The following is a 17,410-nucleotide window of genomic DNA, read 5'->3' on the forward strand; positions in this document are numbered from 1 at the left end:
CAAAGATTGACTAAAAGATAGTTTTTGACAATAATAAATAAAATAACACGCATTGGAAAATAACAGAAGTTAGATTTCAAAAACGGAAAGTGGATTATATTCAAGGGTTGCTTAAAAAGAGATTAAATGGAGGGGGAATTGTAGAAATTTTTCAAAACTCGCCAAAATAGCTAAAAATTCACTTTTTTGTTATAATCCATCTTATTAAATTTTTTAAATTTGGAGATTTTATGAAAAAGATAATTTTAGCGATACTTATAATGGGGCAAATTTTTCTAAATGCCGATCAAGGCGATAAAGAGTTGATAAATTCGCCAGAACTTGATAGCAAAACAAATGAGCAAATGCGAATTCTATCCAAATTTGTAGATTATTCTAGACCGGTTCAATCCGACCTAAGATACGACAAGTTGTCTAAAAAATTGGCAAATAATGAGATAAATATAGTAGAATTTGATAAAGCTGTTGAAAATTTAAAAGTCGAAACCACAAAAGATTTCTATGATAGTCTAGAATATTTTACTGAAATATCAATAGAAAGACCTTCACCACGCGGAGTGTATTTTTCAATCGATACAGACAATACAAATGAATTACCTAGCGAAATTTGTATGCTTAGTAACCTAGAAACAATCGATGTCCGTGAAGCCAATATTACAGATTTACCGCCTTGCGTTGTGAATTTGACAAAACTTTCTATATTAAATCTTAGAAAAACACAAATAAAAGAAATCACAGAAATCATAAGCAAAATTCCAAATTTAAAAGCTTTAAATTTAAGTTATTCTAAGATAGAAAATCTAGGAAAACATATATTAAATATGAAAAATTTAGAAGCGTTAGACATTTCGGGCACCGATATATCTGAAATTTCGCCTGAATTTGGGAATCTTATAAACTTAAAACAATTTAATTGTGATATGTGTAGAAAGTTAAAATCTATACCTGACGAAATGGCAAATTTAAAAAATTTACAACTATTAAATTTAAGTTTAATTGCCCAAAAAGAATTTCCAATATTGATAACAAATATGCAAAATTTAGAGTATTTATCTACTAGTTTTAAAAATTTTCCACAAAATTTTTCAAATTTACAAAACTTAAAAGTTTTAAGTATCAGCAATGTAACCCAAGAAAACTTTATGGAGATACTTAAACTACACAATTTAGAGGATTTGCAACTAAACGATAGCAATATTACTACTATACCCGATGAAATTGAAAATTTAGCAAATTTAAAGCGATTTGAATACACCAGAGGAAGCCTAAAAACAATTTCGCCAAAAATTGCAAATTTGAAAAATTTAGAAACGCTTTTGATTTATGATAATAAAGATCTGTCTGCTCTGCCTGAAAATATCGGAGAATTAACAAATTTAGAATATTTAAACATAGGTTTTACTGGCATAAAAAAGCTACCACCTAGCATAGTAAATTTAAAAAATTTATTCCATATAGACATTTTGGATACGCCGATACAAAACCAAGAAATTCTACAAGAAATGCCGAATTTAAAGATAATTACAAAAAGATAAATTTAGTTTCTGCGACTAAATTCGTCATAGCCAAATTTTAATTTTCAAAATTTTAAAGCGAATAAAAAGAGTTAAAAATAAGCTTAAATGGTGGTTAGAGGCAGAATCGAACTGCCGACACGCAGATTTTCAGTCTGCTGCTCTACCGACTGAGCTATCCAACCACGAAATAAAGGGGACATTGTATTCAAACCCCGCTTAAAATCTATTTAAACGAGCCAGAATACAAAATTTAAAAGGGAGAATTTCAAGAAAAAATCTTGAAATTCAAAAAATTATTTTAAAGCAGCCTTTGCTTTATCAGCTAATGCAGCGAAAGCCTTAGCATCGTTCATAGCAAGGTTTGCTAGGATTTTTCTATCTAATTCGATGTTTGCAAGTTTAAGACCGTGCATAAATTTAGAATAACTAATATCGTTGATTCTGCAAGCAGCGTTAATTCTAACGATCCATAGTCTGCGGAAGTCGCGTTTTTTCGCGCGTCTGTCGCGGTAAGCATAAACCAAACTTCTTTCTAATTGTTCTTTGGCTTTTCTGAAATGTTTTCTTCTTGCGCTATAAAAACCGCGAGCAAGTTTTAAAACTTTATTGTGTCTGCGTCTTCTAACAACGCCTGTTTTTACTCTTGCCATATTAATCCTTTCTTAAATGGCGCCCATTTTTGGGTCTTTCCCTATCTTAGGGGAGTTTGAATGACTAGGTCAAAAACTAAAATTATTTACAAAGCATAAGCTTAACAGCTCTAACATTTGTAGAATCTACATAATGTGGGCCGCGCAAATCTCTTTTACACTCGCTAGACTTTTTAGTCAAGATATGGCTGCGGAAAGCTGAACCGCGTTTAATCTTGTTTTTGCCTATTTTAAAGCGTTTTGCTGCGCCACGCACACTTTTCATCTTTGGCATGTTTATCCTTTTTTTTAAGATAAGCTGTGATTATATAATAAAATTTTAAATTTCTGCTGAAATTTAAAAATATTTAAGCTACGCCGAAATTTAAGACTTTTTCGGCGTAATTAGCATACTCACATATCTTCCCTCTAAAATCGGGGCTTTGTCGCGCTCTGCGCTACCCGCGAAATTCTCTTCCCAAATTTTGTTTAGCAAATTTACACCAATCTCAGGAGTGCTCATCTCGCGACCCTTCAAAAACACGCGAAGTTTGACATGTTTGCCAGAATCTAGGAATTCTTTTGCGTGTTTTACCTTGTAATTCACATCGTTTTGAGCGATTTTTGCCGAAAATTTTATCTCTTTAATCTCGATGATTTTCTGTTTTTTCTTGGTCTCTTTTAGCTTTTTTTCTTGTTGATAACGGAATTTACTATAATCCATTACCTTGCACACTGGCGGTTTCGCATCTGGCGCGATTAGCACGAGATCGACACCTTGTTTGCTTGCGATTTGCAACGCCTCATCTAGCGAGATTACGCCGTATGCTTCACCATCTTCGCCGATACACCTAACCTCATCAGCCTCGATTTCTTCGTTTAGAAAAACTTCTTTTTTGCTGCTCAAAAATTCACCTCATTTAATTTGTTTTGCACGAAATCCAAGAACTCGCTAAGCCCTAAATTTCGCTGTTCGCGCGCACGCCTATCACGCAATGCGACGCTACGATTAGCCACTTCATTATCGCCAAGAACGATGATTAATGGCACCTTTTGCTTTTCGGCTGTTCTGATTTTTTTATTTAAAGTTTCATTTTTGGTTAAAATTTCGCTGTCTATGCCCAATTCGCGCAACATAGCTGAAATCTCTTTTGCATACGCGCTGTGCGCTTCGCCAATTGGGATAATCGCCACTTGTGTCGGGCAGATCCAAAACGGAAGCTCGCCAGCTGTGTGTTCGATCAAAATTCCTATAAATCTCTCAAAGCTTCCTAAAATCGCTCTGTGAAGCATGACGGGCTGTTTTTTCTCATTGTTTTCGTCGATATAACCTAGCTCGAAGCGATTTGGCAGGTTGAAATCCACCTGCACGGTGCCACACTGCCATTTTCGACCCAAAGCGTCTGTGATTTTGATGTCGATTTTCGGACCATAAAACGCACCGCCGCCCTCGTCGATACCGTATTTAAAGCCCTTTTCATCAAGCGCGTCTTTAAGCGCTTTTGTAGCGATTTCCCACACTTCATCATCGCCCACAGCCTTGGCAGGTTTGGTTGAAATTTCCATTTCGTAGTTGAAATCAAACGCGCCCATTAGCACATCGACGAAGTCCAAAATTTCATAGACATTTTCTTTGATTTGGCTTGGCATACAAAAGATATGCGCGTCATCTTGGGTGAATTCACGCACTCTAAACAACCCGTGCAAAACGCCTGATTTTTCGTGTCTATGCACGACGCCGTATTCGCAAAATTTAAGTGGCAAATCGCGATATGAGCGAATTTCGCTTTGATAGACTTTGATATGACCTACGCAGTTCATCGGCTTAATGCCGTATTCTTGCTCTTCGATCATCGTAAAATACATATTTTCTTTGTAATTTGTGTAGTGTCCGCTGATTTTCCACGCGTCAGATTTTAGGATTTCAGGGCCTCTGACTGGCTCGTAACCGCGGCGGCGAAGCTGTCGATATAGCCTTTCTTCGAGTTTTACGCGCATTTTCGCACCTGCTGGCAACCAAATCGGAAGTCCAGCGCCGATTTCTTCATCAAATGTGAAAAATTTCATCTCCGCACCGAGCTTGCGGTGATCGCGCTTTTTAGCCTCTTCGAGCATTGTTAGGTGATTTTTTAGGCTCTCTTTATCGGCAAAAACTACGCCGTAAATTCGAGTTAGCATTTCGCGTGTCTCATCGCCACCCAAATACGCACCAGCAATCCTAGTTAAGGCGAAATTTCGCAAAAATTTGGTATTTGGCACATGCGGTCCGCGACAAATATCCTCGAAATCGCCTTGCGCATACAAACTCACTTCGCCCTCTGGGATTCGCTTCAAAACCTCGACTTTTAGGTCGTCCTCGGCGTATTTTGCGCTAACAGCGCCTTTGGTAGAGCAAATTTTAACTATATCTTGCTTGGCTTCGGCTAGCTCTTTCATTTTTTTCTCAATCGCCTTTAAATCGTCCTCGCCAAGCTTCTCGCCGTCAGCCTTGCTCACGCGCATATCATAATAAAATCCATCTTCAATCGCAGGACCCACGAAAAATTTCGCGTCTGGGTAGAGTGATTTGACGGCTTGTGCTAACAAATGCGCGCATGAGTGGCGAAGCACTTTTAGCGCGTCAGCAGAGTTATCGAAAAATATCGGTTCTGCGCCATCTGCGCCCTCGCCGATACTTTGAGTATCATAAATTTCACCATTAAATTTGTATGCGATAATGTCGCTCATTTTTTTCCTTTTTTACCAAATTTATCTTTTCTACAATAAAAGAATAAGCTGTAATTTTAGCCAATACAACCTTAACCGTAAATTTAAATTTGGCTAAATTTTAAGAAATTTTAAGCGAATTTTGAATTTTCATTAAATTTTGATTTGAAATTTAGTTTTTTGGATTTTGTATTTTAGTGGTGACCCCTACGAGATTCGAACTCGTGTTACCGCCGTGAAAGGGCGATGTCCTAACCGTTAGACGAAGGGGCCACTTAATTCGGTTAAATTAAAAGGAACGATTATTTTATATAAATTGCGCTTAAATTTCACTTAATAAAGCTGGAATTTTTATAAATTTCGCTAAAATGAAAATATTAAAATTTAAAAAAGGACAAAAATGAAAAAAATAAATTTGATTTTTGCTGGATTTTTGGGAATCGGGGCAGTATTTTGTGGTTGCGCCAAGCTCACCCCGCAAAAAACGCAAGCGGTGGCGTTTTCGATAATTTCGCCAAATTTGCGCCTAAACGACACGGGATTTATTAGAAGTTTTAAAAACCAAACCGAGTTGCAGGTCTATTCTAGCGGGGTTAGCGTGCTTTCCTTGGTCGCAAAAAACAAAAGCGTGTGCATGAATAATGCCTGCGATGATGAGCCAACTTTCAATGAGAAATTTTTCAAAAACGCCCATTACAAGGGCTTTTTGGGCGAAATTTTGGGCGCAAAGGCAATCTATGGCGCGAAAAATTTAGCCAAAACAGATTGTGGATTCGAGCAAAATTTGGGCGAAATTTCATACAGCGTCTGCGACGATGGCGGCAAAATTATCAAATTTAGCGACAAAAAAGCTGGGGTAAAAATCAGCGTAAGAGAGCTTTTATGAAGCGTGTCGGAGCCCATGTAAGCGCTGCTGGCGGGGTTTTTAACGCTCCGCTTAACGCGCAAAAAATCGGCGCAGACGCGTTTGCACTTTTTGTCAAAAATCAGCGCCAGTGGAGCGCAAAACCGCTTAGCGATAGCGATATAGCGCAGTTTCGTGCAAATCTCGCCGCCACTGGCATACGCGCAGAGCATATCCTAGCCCACGACAGCTATCTCATAAATCTAGGCCACCCAGACCCCGCGCTTCGCCAAAAAAGCCTTGACGCCTTTATCGACGAGATAAATCGTTGCGAAAAGCTCGGCATAAAACTGCTAAATTTCCACCCGGGCTCGCATTTAAATGAAATTTCGCCCCAGCAGTGTCTGCAAAATATCGCAGAGTGCCTAAATTTCGCTATCGCAAACACTAGCGATGTCAAACTCGTCATCGAAAACACAGCAGGCCAAGGCTCAAATTTAGGCTATGAATTCGCCCAAATCGCCTACATAATCGCTCGCGTAAGCGACAAGACCCGCATTGGCGTTTGTATCGACACCTGCCACGCGTTCGCCGGCGGATACGACTTTCGCACGAAAGACGCCTATGAGCGCACTATGAGCGAATTTGACCGCGTCATCGGCTATAAATTTTTATCAGGCATGCACCTAAACGACACCAAAAACGATCTTGGCGTGCGCAAAGACCGCCACGAGAGCCTTGGGCGCGGATTTTTGGGACTGGCAAGCTTCGAAAACATTATGAACGACAAAAATATCGATGAAATTCCGCTCATTTTAGAAACGATTGATGAGAGTATTTGGGCGGAGGAAATCGCGCTACTACGCTCGTTTGTGCGCTAAATTTAGCCAAATTTCGCCACCGCAAGTTTTTAAATACTGCGCCGAAATTTCGGGCGCAGTATTGCAGAGTTGCGTAGCAAAAATTTAAAATTTAAATAAAAAAGGGAAATTTAGCAATTTGCTAAATTTCCCAAAATTTGCAATGAAATTTGCATAAAATTTTACTTCGCCACAGCTTCGATTTCGATAGAAATTTTTATATCATCACCCAGCATTGCAGTGCCGCTACCTGGGGCGAAATTAAAATCAGAGCGTTTGATTTTGCCCTCTAAACTAAATCCGATTTTAGCCTTATCGCCCTGCTTGGCTTCGCCGCCAAAATCATAGTCAAACTCGACCTCTTTGCTCACATCGCGGATCGTTAGCTCGCCTTTGACCTTATCAGCCGCGAACTCTTTCATCTCAAATTTCATATCAGGGAACTTTTCTGAGCCGAAAAAATCGTCCGCTTGCAAGTGCGCGTCGCGTTTTTCGTTGTCAGTAAAAACTGAGGCGGTTTTGACCACGGCACTTAGCTTGTTTAGCTTGCCAGCCTCAGCGTCAATCTCTGCGCTAAAATCCTTGAAGTTTCCAACCACATTGCTAATGCTCATGTGTTTGATCTTAAAACCTACGCTAGAATGGGCGTTATCGACCTCGTAAGGGGCAGCGTTTGCTAGCATTGCGCCAAGTGCGCATGCACTTAGAATTGAGATAATTTTCATTTTTTCTCCTTTTGAAAAATTTAAAATTTGGATTTTAGCTTATGTTTATTAATAAAAATTATTTATAAGAAATTTTATGCGAGAAAGGTGCGAAAAATATAAAAATCTATTTTTATCCTTTCTTTTGTAATTGATTTAAAAGCACAATATTTGAAAGTGTGCAATACATACACACACTCCGTTGTTTGTATAATTTTTGGCATTGAATTTTTTAAATTCTTCCTCTAATGCCTGTATGTCAATATCGGTGTTTTGCATAATTTGACTTAATAAATATTTGAAATAAAATTTAGAAATTTAGAAGAATTTGTCTGCGAGTTTCCTCGCAGACAAGAGCTATTACATATATCCGTAGAAATGAGCTAGGATATAGCCTAGGAAGCATGAGCTGAATACGCCGATGAAACCAGGAATAATGAAGCTGTGGTTGATAACATATTTACCGATTTTTGTTGTGCCTGAGCGGTCGAATTGGATCGCAGCAAGGTCGCTTGGGTATGTAGGTAAGATGAAATAACCATAGCATGCAGTTGCGAACGCAATAATTGTTCCTGGATTTACACCGATAGCAATCGCTAGTGGAACGAAAGTCGCAGCAGCAGCAGCTTGTGAGTTAAGGAATTTTGAAATCAACATACCAACTACAATGTATGTAAATGGATATGCTTGCATTACCTTACCAAGTGAGCCAGCTAACATATCGATATGAGCGTGGAACATAGTATCGGCCATCCATGAGATACCATAAATCGCAACAAGCGCAATCATACCGCTGTGGAAGATTTCGTTTTGAGCGATTGTGCCAGCTTTGATACCTGAATAAATCATCATAATAGCAGCTGCAAGAAGCATAAACATTTGGATAGTATCAACCATACCAAGAGTTTTTGAGCCTTTTGTGCTTGTAGCTACATCGATTTTTGCGTTTTCGTAAGTTTTAGTTTCGCCTTTTGCATTTACATAAGTTACATTTGCGCCGTCTTGGCTAACTTTGTAAGTTTTGCCGTCTTTATCTTTAACCTCGACACCTTGTGCAGTTTGAGATAGTTTAGATTTATCTTTTTTAACGCTCATTTTTGTCTCAGCACCGCTTAACATCATAGTTCCGTCGCTGATTTTTACTTTGTCTAGAACTTTTGAGCTATCGCCTGCATCTACGATATTAACGATAGCAGCGTCTTTTGAGATAGACCATGTCGGGCGAAGTTGTTTGTAATAACCCAAAACCGCAACAACAACGATTGCTGAAAGGAAGATATACATAACATTCCATTGTTTTTGTGGAAGTTTAACACCAACTAGTGATTTAGCGTCATCAGAACCATAGATGATTTTTCTTTGCTCTGGATCTTTAAGTTTAGCTTGGAATTCCTCATCTTTTTCAAGGCTTTTACCGCGGAATACTGAGTATGTGCTGATACATAGCATACCGAAGAAAGTAGAAGGAATAGTTACTTTAAGAAGGTCAAGGTAGCTAGAAAATCCCTCGATTTGAGCACCAGCACCTAGCAATACAGCCACGATAGAAACACCAGCAACTGAAACTGGGCTAGCGATGATTGCTAATTGTGATGAAACGGTAGTAGCTGCCATTGGACGCTCTGGGCGCACACCACTTTTCATAGATACATCGTAGATAATCGGCAAAAGTGTATAAACTGTGTGACCAGTACCGCAAAGAACTGTCAAAGTCCAAGCACACATTGGTGCAACATAACAAACTAATTTTGGATTTTTTCTCAACGCTTTTTCAGCAAGTTGAAGCATAACATCCAAACCACCCGCAGCCTGCAATGTAGCTGAGGCGACAACAACCGCAAGGATTGTCAAAATAACATCAACGGCTGGTTTGCCTGGAGACATTTTGAATAAAAATACGAGTATAACTAAACCTATACCACCTAAAATACCAAGGGCCATACCACCCTTTTTGGCACCATAAAACAGACACGCCAAAACTATTATCAACTGAATAGTAAATTGGACGCTCTCAGACAAACCTGTAAGAAACTCCATCGCTTCTTCCTTTCCTTAAAAAATACTTATTTTATTATATCAATATTTCTTTTAAAGAAATATAAATAAAATTCAAAATATTGAATTTTTATAGAATAAGTGTTAAAAATTTATTTATAATACTTATTCAAAATTCAGAGTTATCTTTTCTCTACATGCAATCCAGCCCAAGTTTGCGCTGTCGCCATAGCCTCGACGATATTTATATTGACATGATGAGGCATATTTATGCAATTTAGCACGATTTGTGCTATATCCTCTGCCTTAATCGGATCTGTGTTTTCATAGACCTTTTTCGCCCTTGCTTTATCACCTTTAAATCTCACATCGCTAAATTCAGTCTCGCAAATACCCGGCGCGATCTCTGTTACACGAATGCCAGTGCCGATTAAATCGTTTCTGATATTTCTGCTAAATTGCTTCACAAACGCCTTGCTTGCGCCATAGACATGGCTTCCAGGATACGGCCACGCACCAGCAGTAGAGCCGATATTGAAAATATAGCCATTACCACTTTGCAAAAGCAGTGGTAAAACTGCCTTTGTAGTGTAAATAACGCCCTTGATATTCGTATCGACCATAGTCTCCAAATCCTCGATTTGAGCGTCTTTAATGCCATCTAGACCAAGCGCAAGACCAGCATTATTTACCAAAATTTCGACATCTCTAAACTCGCTGGGCAAATTTTGCACAGCCTTGAAAATTTCATCTTTATTTCGCACATCAGCTACGATTATATGGGTATTTCCTAGCTCTTTGGCTAAATTTTCTAATCTCTCTTTTCTGCGCCCAAGAGCGATGATTTTATAGCCCTCTTTGCTTAAAATTCTAGCTATCGCCTCGCCAAAACCACTCGTCGCACCTGTAATAAAAGCTGTTTTTTTCATAATTTCTCCTATTTTATGAAGCTAACTTCTGGCAAAATTTCCGCTAACGCCTCGTCTTTTTTCTTGTTAAATTCGACCTTATTTTTCTCAAAAAGATTATTGCCTTTCGCGTCGATTGATACGATTAGTGGGCCAAATTCTTTGACTTTGCAATTCCACAAGGTCTCTGGCATACCAAGCTCCATCCAATCAGCACTTTGTATCTCCTCGACCTCCATAGCAGCGATTACTGCACACCCTGCCGGGAAAACGCAGTGCAATGCGCCAAAATCCTTGCAACCATTTTCTGTATTGCTAGCCATTCCTCCCTTGCCTACGATTACTCTAACGCCCGTTTTTTCGATAAATTCATACTCGAATTTCTCCATACGCATGCTTGTCGTAGGTCCTACTGAGACGATTTCATATCTATCCTCGCCACCAGCGCTTGTTTTTTTGATAATTGGTCCTGCGTGCAGTATCGCCCCGCCACGGATATCAAGTGGCAAAGGCATATTTTTTTCGACCACGCGCCTGTGAGCCACATCGCGACAAGTTACGATATTTCCGCTTAGATAAATGATATCGCCAATTTTAATATCCTCTAAATCCTCCCTAGAAATCGGAGTTTGCAAAATTTTCTTATTCATATTTGTAGTCCTTATGAGATGTCACAGTAAAGCTTAAATCGCCGTTCCAAACGATATTCGCGCGTCTGTGCGACCAGCAGCCTGTATTTACAGCCACAGCGATGACTGAGGGGTGACGGGCTGAGTTTTCGATATGCACGCCAAGCACCGAGCTTGCCCCACCCATGCCTTGCGGGCCAAGGCCGATTTTGTTAATGCCATCTTCTAGCAGTTTTTCGGTTTTTGCGGCGCGCTCGTTTGGATTATGCTTTCCAAGCGGGCGAAACAAAGCTTTTTTAGAAAGTAGCGATGCCACATCTATCGAGGTTGCCACGCCCACGCCCACGACTAACGGCGGACAGGCGTTTAGGCCATAGCTTGTCATTATATCCATTACGAATTTCACCACGCCCTCATAGCCCATACCAGGCATTAGCACGCCAGCTTTTCCAGGAAGCGTGCAGCCACCTCCTGCCATGTATGTATCAATCTCGCATTTATCGCTACCTGGCACTATTTCCCAAAAGATCGAAGGCACATCTTTTCCGACATTTTTGCCGGTATTGTATTCATCAAAGGTCTCGACGCTGTTGTGGCGAAGTGGGGCTTCTTTTGTCGCTCGCAAGACGCTTTCCCTTAAAATTTGCTCTAATTCGCCAATTAGCGGGAATTTCGCACCACATTTTACAAAAAACTGAATCGCGCCAGTATCTTGACAAGAGGGGCGATTTAGCTCTTTGGCAAGCTCTTGGTTTTTAAACATTGTCTCATAAATCGTCTTTGCTAACGGCGCATTTTCTTTGCTCGCTAGCTCCTTTAATTTCGCCGTGACATCATCTGGCAAAATTTTGCCACTGTATCCGACGAGACTAGCCATGACGGCGGTCATTTTCTCTACATTTTCCACGCTCTCTCCTTATAAATGGTTGATTATACTCGCATTATACGCTGCGCCGTATCCGTTGTCGATATTTACGACACTAATGCCGTTTGCGCACGAATTTAGCATACCAAGCAAGGCTGCCACTCCACCAAAACTCGCCCCATATCCCACGCTCGTAGGCACGGCGATGACTGGGGCTTTGACAAGGCCTGCAATCACGCTAGGAAGGGCTCCTTCCATGCCCGCTATTACGATTAGGACTTTGGCTTTTTGGATTTCATCAAGCTTCAAAAACAGCCTATTTATCCCAGCCACGCCCACATCGGTGATTTTGCGCACATCATTACCCAAAAATTTCGCCGTCTCGTATGCCTCTTCCACAGCGTAAGAATCAGATGTGCCAGCCGAAATGATACCGATATAACTTTCGGTAAGTTTTGGCTCGTTTATGATAATGCTTATCGTGCGGCCGACCTCGTTAAATTTGGCAAGAGGGAAGTCTTTTTGCAAAATTTCAGCCACCTGCGAATTTGTGCGCGTGATTAGGACATTGTTGCCATTTTTCACACACTCGCGTGCGATTGCCAAAATCGCCTCAGCACTTTTTCCCTCGCCATAAATCACCTCGCCTACGCCACTTCTAAGCTCTCTTTGCATATCGACCTTAGCACAGCCGATATCGGAAAATGGGTAGTTTGCGAAATACTCGACGACCTTTTCATCAGAAATTTTGCCACCCTTGATTTGGGCGATTAAGTCCAAAATTTCAGCCTTTTTCATTTAAAACTTCCTTTCTAAAACCCTTTAAATCGAGCAAAATTTCATCAATTTGTGAAATTTCATCTATTTTTTGAATAATTTTTGCAAAATTTTCACTCGCCACAAATTCGCTCATCAGCGCTCTTGGCATTTCGATTTTTAAATTTCGCCCATTAAAGCGTGCTCTGATGTTTGCAAAGCCGTTTTGTATGAGTAAATTTTCCACACGCTCAACCAGCTTTAAATCATCTACGCTAAATTCGCGCCCATGAGGCAAACGAGTTAGCAAGCACGCAAAGCTAGGCAAGTCCGCGCTTTCTAGGCGCAGGGCGTGCGAATACTCCCTGATTTGGGCTTTGGTTAAATTTATCAGTGGCGAAATGACGCCAAGCTCGCGCACAGCGCGAAGTCCTGGGCGATCTTCGCCCAAATCATCTTTGTTTGTGCCGTCTGCAAAATTTGAAAATCCCAGATTTTGCCCAAATTTAATTAAGTTTTCGAATAAATTTTTTTTGCATAAATAACAGCGATTTTGCGGATTATTAGCGATTTCTTGCGGTGTTTGGAGTTCTAAAATTTCGTGGCGAAATTTGTGAATTTTAGCAAAATTTATAGCCTGCGAAATTTCGCGTTCGCTCATATATGGCGTTTTTATGGTGAGCGCGATGAAATTTGCGCCCAAAATTTCACTTGCCACGCAGGCTAAAAACGAGCTATCCACCCCGCCAGAAAAGGCCAGGGCGAGATTTTTAAGCCCTCTAATCTCTTCCTTTAAAGTTTCCATTTTCATACTCTTTGATTGCCGCAGCTCGCACCGTAGCGATATTTGTGCCAAATTTTTGTGCCAAATTTTTGCAATCATCAAATTCAGGCTTGATTTTTTCTCCGCCCTCAAATTTGCAAATTTTAATCCTAACCTCGCCGAATTTCGTATTCACAGCGCGAATTTGGCGTGGAAGCTCTGTTTTTTGCACAGAAATTTCACGCACCCCAATCGCCGTGGTATGGCGGAAAATCAGCTCTTTTAGCGCGGGTGCGTCGCAAGATTTAGCTAGCACACTAAGCTTCGTGCCAAGGCGCGATTTTTTCATATTCACAGCCTCGCTAAACACATCAAGCGCGCCAGCATTTAGTAAAATTTCGCTCGCTAACGCCAAGCCCTCAGCGTCCATATCATCTATATTTGTCTCGATTAAAACCTGCCCTGATTGCCTCATGCTCTCATCTTCGCAAATCATAATTTTAAGCAAATTTGCAAATTTGGCTTCCTTGCTTCCAGCCCCGTATCCAGTGCGCAAAATTTTAGCGCTAAATTCGGCGCAAAATTCGCTCGTTAAAGCCTTTGCAATACCTGCGCCAGTAGGTGTCGTCTGCTCGAAATCACCGCCAAATTTCACAGGCACGCCAGATAAAATTTCACTCACCGCGGGTGCTGGCACGCTTAAAATTCCGTGAGCGCACTTCACAAATCCTCCGCCAAGGGCAAGTGGCGAGCAAAGCACGCGTGAAATCCCAAGCGATTCGAAGCAAATCGCGCTTCCTACGATATCGACTATGCTATCGGTGCAACCAACCTCGTGGAAATGGACATCTTCTAGGCTGGTTTGGTGAATTTTTGCCTCAGCTTCGCCTATGATTGTAAAAATTTGGATTGATTTTTGCTTTACAAATTCGCTTAAATTTGAAGAATTTATTAAATTTACAATGTCTTTAAAAGTGCGTCCATGCTCATGGAAATGGGGTGTCGTGCTCCATTTGCGCTTTAAAATCACATCTACTTTCGTGGCACTTATGCCAGATTTTAAAACCTTTTTGGCGCAAATTTCATACTCATTAGAAATTCCTAGCTTTGTAAGGCTGTGTTTTAAAAAGCCAAAATCTACGCCAAGGTCGATAAATGCGCCAAGGCACATATCTCCGCTAATGCCACTGGCGCAGTCTAAATAGATAAATTTACTCAAATTTTTGGAACCGTCATTGAACCAAATGGTAAAATCACAATCTTAGCGTCTTTGCCCTTCTCACCAAGCGCGTCATCTAGGGCTTTTTGCAAGTCATGATATGGCTTTAAATGCACAGCTCTCATCTCATCATCGCTTAGATCGCTAACCGCCCAAGTCTGCGCCCAAAGCCCAATTTCAGCCATTTTGCCAGCTTTGTGATAGCCTAGGTGAAATTCCTCTTGGATTTTTTCTAGCACTTTTTGTGGCGTATCGGCTGATGCCATGAGGTTAAAAAACGGCTTAGGGCCGATACCTGTGCGACATTTAGCTACCATGATAAGCACGCCACCCTCTGCCAAGGCTAGTTTGCCATTATCTAGGGCTTTTTGGGCTTGGTATAGATCCACATCCATTGGATATGGGGCTACTGAGATTACGATATCAGCTTTTTGAGGAATTTTGACACAAAATACCTCTTCTGCCTTTTGAATACAATCATAAAATGTATCGTTTAAATCGCCACTATTTACATAATAAATATTATGGTCGCTATCTAGCACCGTCATAATCGCAAATACATCGATATGAGTTAGCACCTTCATCGCATCGACCATATCCTCATGCACAGGATTGCCCTCTAATCGCAAAGCCTGCGCGTCGTGGCTAAGGGCTAGTTTGTGGTTTTGCTCGATAGTTTCGTATTTAGCAACGCCTGGCAAAAACGCCTTTCTACCGCCTGTGTAACCCGCGAAATAGTGCGGTTCGACTGAGCCGATTGGGATAACTTTTTTCGCGTTTGCTACGATTTTGTTTAGATACATTTGGGTTTTGTTACTACTCTCACCCAAATAGACCATTTCATCGTTTTTAGAATCGTGGCTGTGAGCCTCGCCTTTGGCCTTGACCTCAGCCCAAATTTCTTTTGAAAAAATCATCTCATACTCATCTTCGGTCGGATCTCTGTGGCAGCCGTTTGCGATGATAAAGGTTTTCTTTTTATCGCGAATTTTTGGATAAATTTCTTTTAAAATTTTAGATGTCGGAGTTGGGCGTGTGCCGTCATTTACGATGATTACGATCTCTTCATCGCCACTTATGAACTCATCAAAAGTTTTTTGATTTATCGGATTTTGCATTGCTTTTTTGATAAGCTCGGCCTCGTCAAATTTCTCAACCTTATTCGGATTGAAAACCCCCAAAAGATTTTTCTCATCAAATTTGATATTTAAAACATCATCTTTACCATAACGAATTGGAACTTGCATTTTTCACCCCTTAAAATAAATTTAAATCGTTAGATTGTATCAAAAAATTTATTTAAAAGAGATTTATGTCACAAAAATTTAACTTAATTATCAAAATTTAAGTTTTTTGCAATAAAAAAACCTTGCTAAACGCAAATTTAGCAAGGCAAAATTTTAAAAATTTAAAGCTTAAAGTAGATTATAAATATCATCTAGCAAGAAGTATTTTTTCTCGGCTGTGCCCTTGTAATATGGGGAAATGTGGTTGTTAAACTCTGTTTCGAAAAAGCCGGTTTTAGATAGCTCCACAAGCGCAGCGTCGATTGCTTTTAGCAAATCTGCGTTGCCCTTTTGCACGCCGATTGAGTTAAACTCAGAGGCTCCGAGGTTTTTTTGCGGGACTTCGACTTCTCTATTTATCACTGGAAACGCCATTACGATGATGTTTTCATCAGCATAAGCATCGCCTTGATTTTCAAGTAGCGCCCTAGCGCAGGCACCCGCACTATCGCACTCTTTGATAGTATAGCCTTGTTTTTGGAAATATTTTTCGCCGATACTTCCTGGCATGGCTAGGATTGTTTTGTCTTTTAGATCTTTTATGCTTGTTATCGCGTCTGCTTTGCGGGTTAGGATACCGACATTTACGCTAAAATACGGGCTAGAAAAATCAGCGAGCTTCTCAGTCTCGGCGGTAGGGACTAGGGTCGAGACAGCCATATCCACAGCGCCATCTTGCAATAATCTATAAGAGGTCTCATCGTTTGCAGACGCTACGAATTCCACCTTTCCCTCGCTACCTGCGAAAATTTTCGCAGCCACAGCCTCGGCTAGGGTTATTTCAAAACCCTCGTATTTGTCGCCATTTAGCTTGCCAAATGGAGCCTCGTCATCATGGACGGCTATTAGAATTGTTCCGCTAGATTTGATTTCTGCTAGGCTTTTGGCGCAAACTCCGCTAAAAAGTAGCGCACTAGAAGCTAGTGCGAATAAAATTTTATTCATTTTTTTCCTTTTTTTTTAGTGTAGATAAAAATTTAGGCGCTGATTATATACTTAAAATGTTTAATTAAATTTTAAAATACCTAGTATTTTGATAAATTTACCAAAGTATTGTATTTTTACCTTTTAAAGCTAAATATTCATTACATTTGCTAAAATGTCTGCACCCAAAAAACCCACCGCGCGCTAACGGGCTAGGGTGTGGGGCTGTGAGGATTAAATGGCGATTTGCGTCAATCAAATTTGCCTTTTTTATGGCGAAATTTCCCCAGAGCATAAAGACTAAATTTTCGCAGTTTTCGCTGATTTTGGCGATTATGGCGTCTGTGAATTCGCCCCAGCCAAGCTTAGCGTGCGAATTTGGCACGCCCGCACTCACGCTTAGAGTGGAGTTTAGTAGTAGCACGCCCTGCCTCGCCCATGGGATCAAATCGCCCCCACTTATGGCGCACGAGCCGATATCTGCGGTGATTTCTTTGAAAATATTTTTTAGACTTGGCGGGATTTTTACCCCATCTGGCACGCTAAATGCTAACCCCATAGCCTCGCCTGAGCCATGGTAGGGGTCTTGACCTATGATTACGACTTTTAAATTTGATAATGGGGTCAAATTTAGGGCGTTAAAGATTAAATTTAGCGGTGGGTAAATTTGGGTAGTTTGTGAAATTTGAGCTAGATTGCGCTCTAAATTTTTGAAATTTTCGCTTTGAAATTCGGCGCGCAGTAGATCTCTCCACTCGCGCGCACTAAGAAATGAGGCTAAATTTAACACTAAATTTTGCCCCTA

General features: G+C 40.5%; 17 protein-coding genes, 2 tRNA genes and 2 pseudogenes. 3 read left to right on the forward strand and 18 right to left on the reverse strand.

Annotated elements, in window-relative coordinates; all coding sequences use genetic code 11:
* Window positions 1-230: 230 nt before the first annotated feature.
* A complete protein-coding gene (locus tag OFO00_RS06800) occupies window positions 231-1,535 on the forward strand; it encodes a leucine-rich repeat domain-containing protein (protein ID WP_270865413.1) in 1,305 nt (434 codons plus the stop codon).
* Between the two features lie 88 nt (window positions 1,536-1,623).
* On the opposite strand, the gene OFO00_RS06805 is transcribed toward OFO00_RS06800, so the two are convergent.
* The 6 genes from OFO00_RS06805 to OFO00_RS06830 form a co-directional block, all read right to left on the reverse strand.
* A tRNA-Phe gene (locus OFO00_RS06805) sits at window positions 1,624-1,699 on the reverse strand.
* 111 nt (window positions 1,700-1,810) lie between these two features.
* Window positions 1,811-2,167, reverse strand: coding sequence for a 50S ribosomal protein L20 (gene rplT / locus OFO00_RS06810; RefSeq protein ID WP_270858736.1), 357 nt, complete (start codon window positions 2,165-2,167; stop codon window positions 1,811-1,813).
* A gap of 82 nt (window positions 2,168-2,249) precedes the next feature.
* On the reverse strand, window positions 2,250-2,441 hold the full coding sequence (gene rpmI, locus OFO00_RS06815) for a 50S ribosomal protein L35 (protein ID WP_270865414.1): 192 nt from the start codon (window positions 2,439-2,441) through the stop codon (window positions 2,250-2,252).
* Between the two features lie 90 nt (window positions 2,442-2,531).
* Entirely contained in the window at window positions 2,532-3,053 is a 522-nt protein-coding gene (gene infC / locus OFO00_RS06820; RefSeq protein WP_270858734.1) for a translation initiation factor IF-3, read from the reverse strand.
* Window positions 3,050-4,873, reverse strand: a complete 1,824-nt coding sequence (thrS, locus tag OFO00_RS06825) for a threonine--tRNA ligase (protein ID WP_270865415.1) — start codon at window positions 4,871-4,873, stop codon at window positions 3,050-3,052. The genes infC and thrS overlap by 4 nt, the downstream gene beginning before the upstream one ends.
* A gap of 177 nt (window positions 4,874-5,050) precedes the next feature.
* Window positions 5,051-5,125: transfer RNA gene (locus tag OFO00_RS06830), tRNA-Glu, on the reverse strand.
* A gap of 127 nt (window positions 5,126-5,252) precedes the next feature.
* Between OFO00_RS06830 and OFO00_RS06835 the strand changes: the two genes are divergently transcribed.
* Window positions 5,253-5,738, forward strand: coding sequence for a hypothetical protein (locus OFO00_RS06835; protein WP_270865416.1), 486 nt, complete (start codon window positions 5,253-5,255; stop codon window positions 5,736-5,738).
* Window positions 5,735-6,577, forward strand: a complete 843-nt coding sequence (gene nfo / locus OFO00_RS06840) for a deoxyribonuclease IV (protein WP_270865417.1) — start codon at window positions 5,735-5,737, stop codon at window positions 6,575-6,577. The genes OFO00_RS06835 and nfo overlap by 4 nt, the downstream gene beginning before the upstream one ends.
* A gap of 161 nt (window positions 6,578-6,738) precedes the next feature.
* Here nfo and OFO00_RS06845 read toward each other — a convergent pair whose 3' ends face one another.
* The 12 genes and pseudogenes from OFO00_RS06845 to ung all read right to left on the reverse strand — a co-directional run bounded on the left by OFO00_RS06845 (window position 6,739) and on the right by ung (window position 17,395).
* The gene (locus OFO00_RS06845; RefSeq protein WP_270865418.1) at window positions 6,739-7,281 is read right to left on the reverse strand and encodes a YceI family protein; all 543 of its coding nucleotides are present in this window, start codon (window positions 7,279-7,281) and stop codon (window positions 6,739-6,741) included.
* A 339-nt stretch (window positions 7,282-7,620) separates the two neighbouring features.
* Window positions 7,621-8,208 (reverse strand): annotated as a pseudogene (locus tag OFO00_RS08045) (anaerobic C4-dicarboxylate transporter family protein); the annotation flags it as partial.
* A 186-nt stretch (window positions 8,209-8,394) separates the two neighbouring features.
* Window positions 8,395-9,297: pseudogene (locus OFO00_RS08050) on the reverse strand (anaerobic C4-dicarboxylate transporter family protein); the annotation flags it as partial.
* 140 nt (window positions 9,298-9,437) lie between these two features.
* On the reverse strand, window positions 9,438-10,184 hold the full coding sequence (locus OFO00_RS06855) for an SDR family NAD(P)-dependent oxidoreductase (protein ID WP_270865420.1): 747 nt from the start codon (window positions 10,182-10,184) through the stop codon (window positions 9,438-9,440).
* A gap of 8 nt (window positions 10,185-10,192) precedes the next feature.
* The gene (gene ttdB / locus OFO00_RS06860; protein ID WP_270865421.1) at window positions 10,193-10,813 is read right to left on the reverse strand and encodes a L(+)-tartrate dehydratase subunit beta; all 621 of its coding nucleotides are present in this window, start codon (window positions 10,811-10,813) and stop codon (window positions 10,193-10,195) included.
* Window positions 10,806-11,699 carry a L(+)-tartrate dehydratase subunit alpha gene (gene ttdA / locus OFO00_RS06865; protein ID WP_270858725.1) on the reverse strand — a complete coding sequence of 298 codons (894 nt, stop codon included), beginning with the start codon at window positions 11,697-11,699 and terminating at the stop codon, window positions 10,806-10,808. The genes ttdB and ttdA overlap by 8 nt, the downstream gene beginning before the upstream one ends.
* A gap of 9 nt (window positions 11,700-11,708) precedes the next feature.
* Window positions 11,709-12,455 (reverse strand): nickel pincer cofactor biosynthesis protein LarB, encoded by a 747-nt coding sequence (larB, locus tag OFO00_RS06870; protein WP_270865422.1) that lies wholly within the window; start codon window positions 12,453-12,455, stop codon window positions 11,709-11,711.
* The gene (larE, locus tag OFO00_RS06875; RefSeq protein WP_333721411.1) at window positions 12,442-13,218 is read right to left on the reverse strand and encodes an ATP-dependent sacrificial sulfur transferase LarE; all 777 of its coding nucleotides are present in this window, start codon (window positions 13,216-13,218) and stop codon (window positions 12,442-12,444) included. The genes larB and larE overlap by 14 nt, the downstream gene beginning before the upstream one ends.
* On the reverse strand, window positions 13,193-14,395 hold the full coding sequence (gene larC, locus OFO00_RS06880; RefSeq protein ID WP_270865424.1) for a nickel pincer cofactor biosynthesis protein LarC: 1,203 nt from the start codon (window positions 14,393-14,395) through the stop codon (window positions 13,193-13,195). The genes larE and larC overlap by 26 nt, the downstream gene beginning before the upstream one ends.
* Window positions 14,392-15,642 (reverse strand): nickel-dependent lactate racemase, encoded by a 1,251-nt coding sequence (gene larA, locus OFO00_RS06885; protein WP_270865425.1) that lies wholly within the window; start codon window positions 15,640-15,642, stop codon window positions 14,392-14,394. Before larA ends, larC begins: the two co-directional genes overlap by 4 nt.
* A gap of 168 nt (window positions 15,643-15,810) precedes the next feature.
* A complete protein-coding gene (locus tag OFO00_RS06890) occupies window positions 15,811-16,626 on the reverse strand; it encodes a transporter substrate-binding domain-containing protein (RefSeq protein ID WP_270865426.1) in 816 nt (271 codons plus the stop codon).
* Window positions 16,627-16,723: 97 nt separating this feature from the next.
* Window positions 16,724-17,395 carry a uracil-DNA glycosylase gene (gene ung, locus OFO00_RS06895; protein ID WP_270865427.1) on the reverse strand — a complete coding sequence of 224 codons (672 nt, stop codon included), beginning with the start codon at window positions 17,393-17,395 and terminating at the stop codon, window positions 16,724-16,726.
* Window positions 17,396-17,410: the final 15 nt, after the last annotated feature.

Origin of the sequence: Campylobacter sp. VBCF_04 NA7 (assembly GCF_027737405.1) — a bacterium.
GTDB lineage: Bacteria > Campylobacterota > Campylobacteria > Campylobacterales > Campylobacteraceae > Campylobacter_B.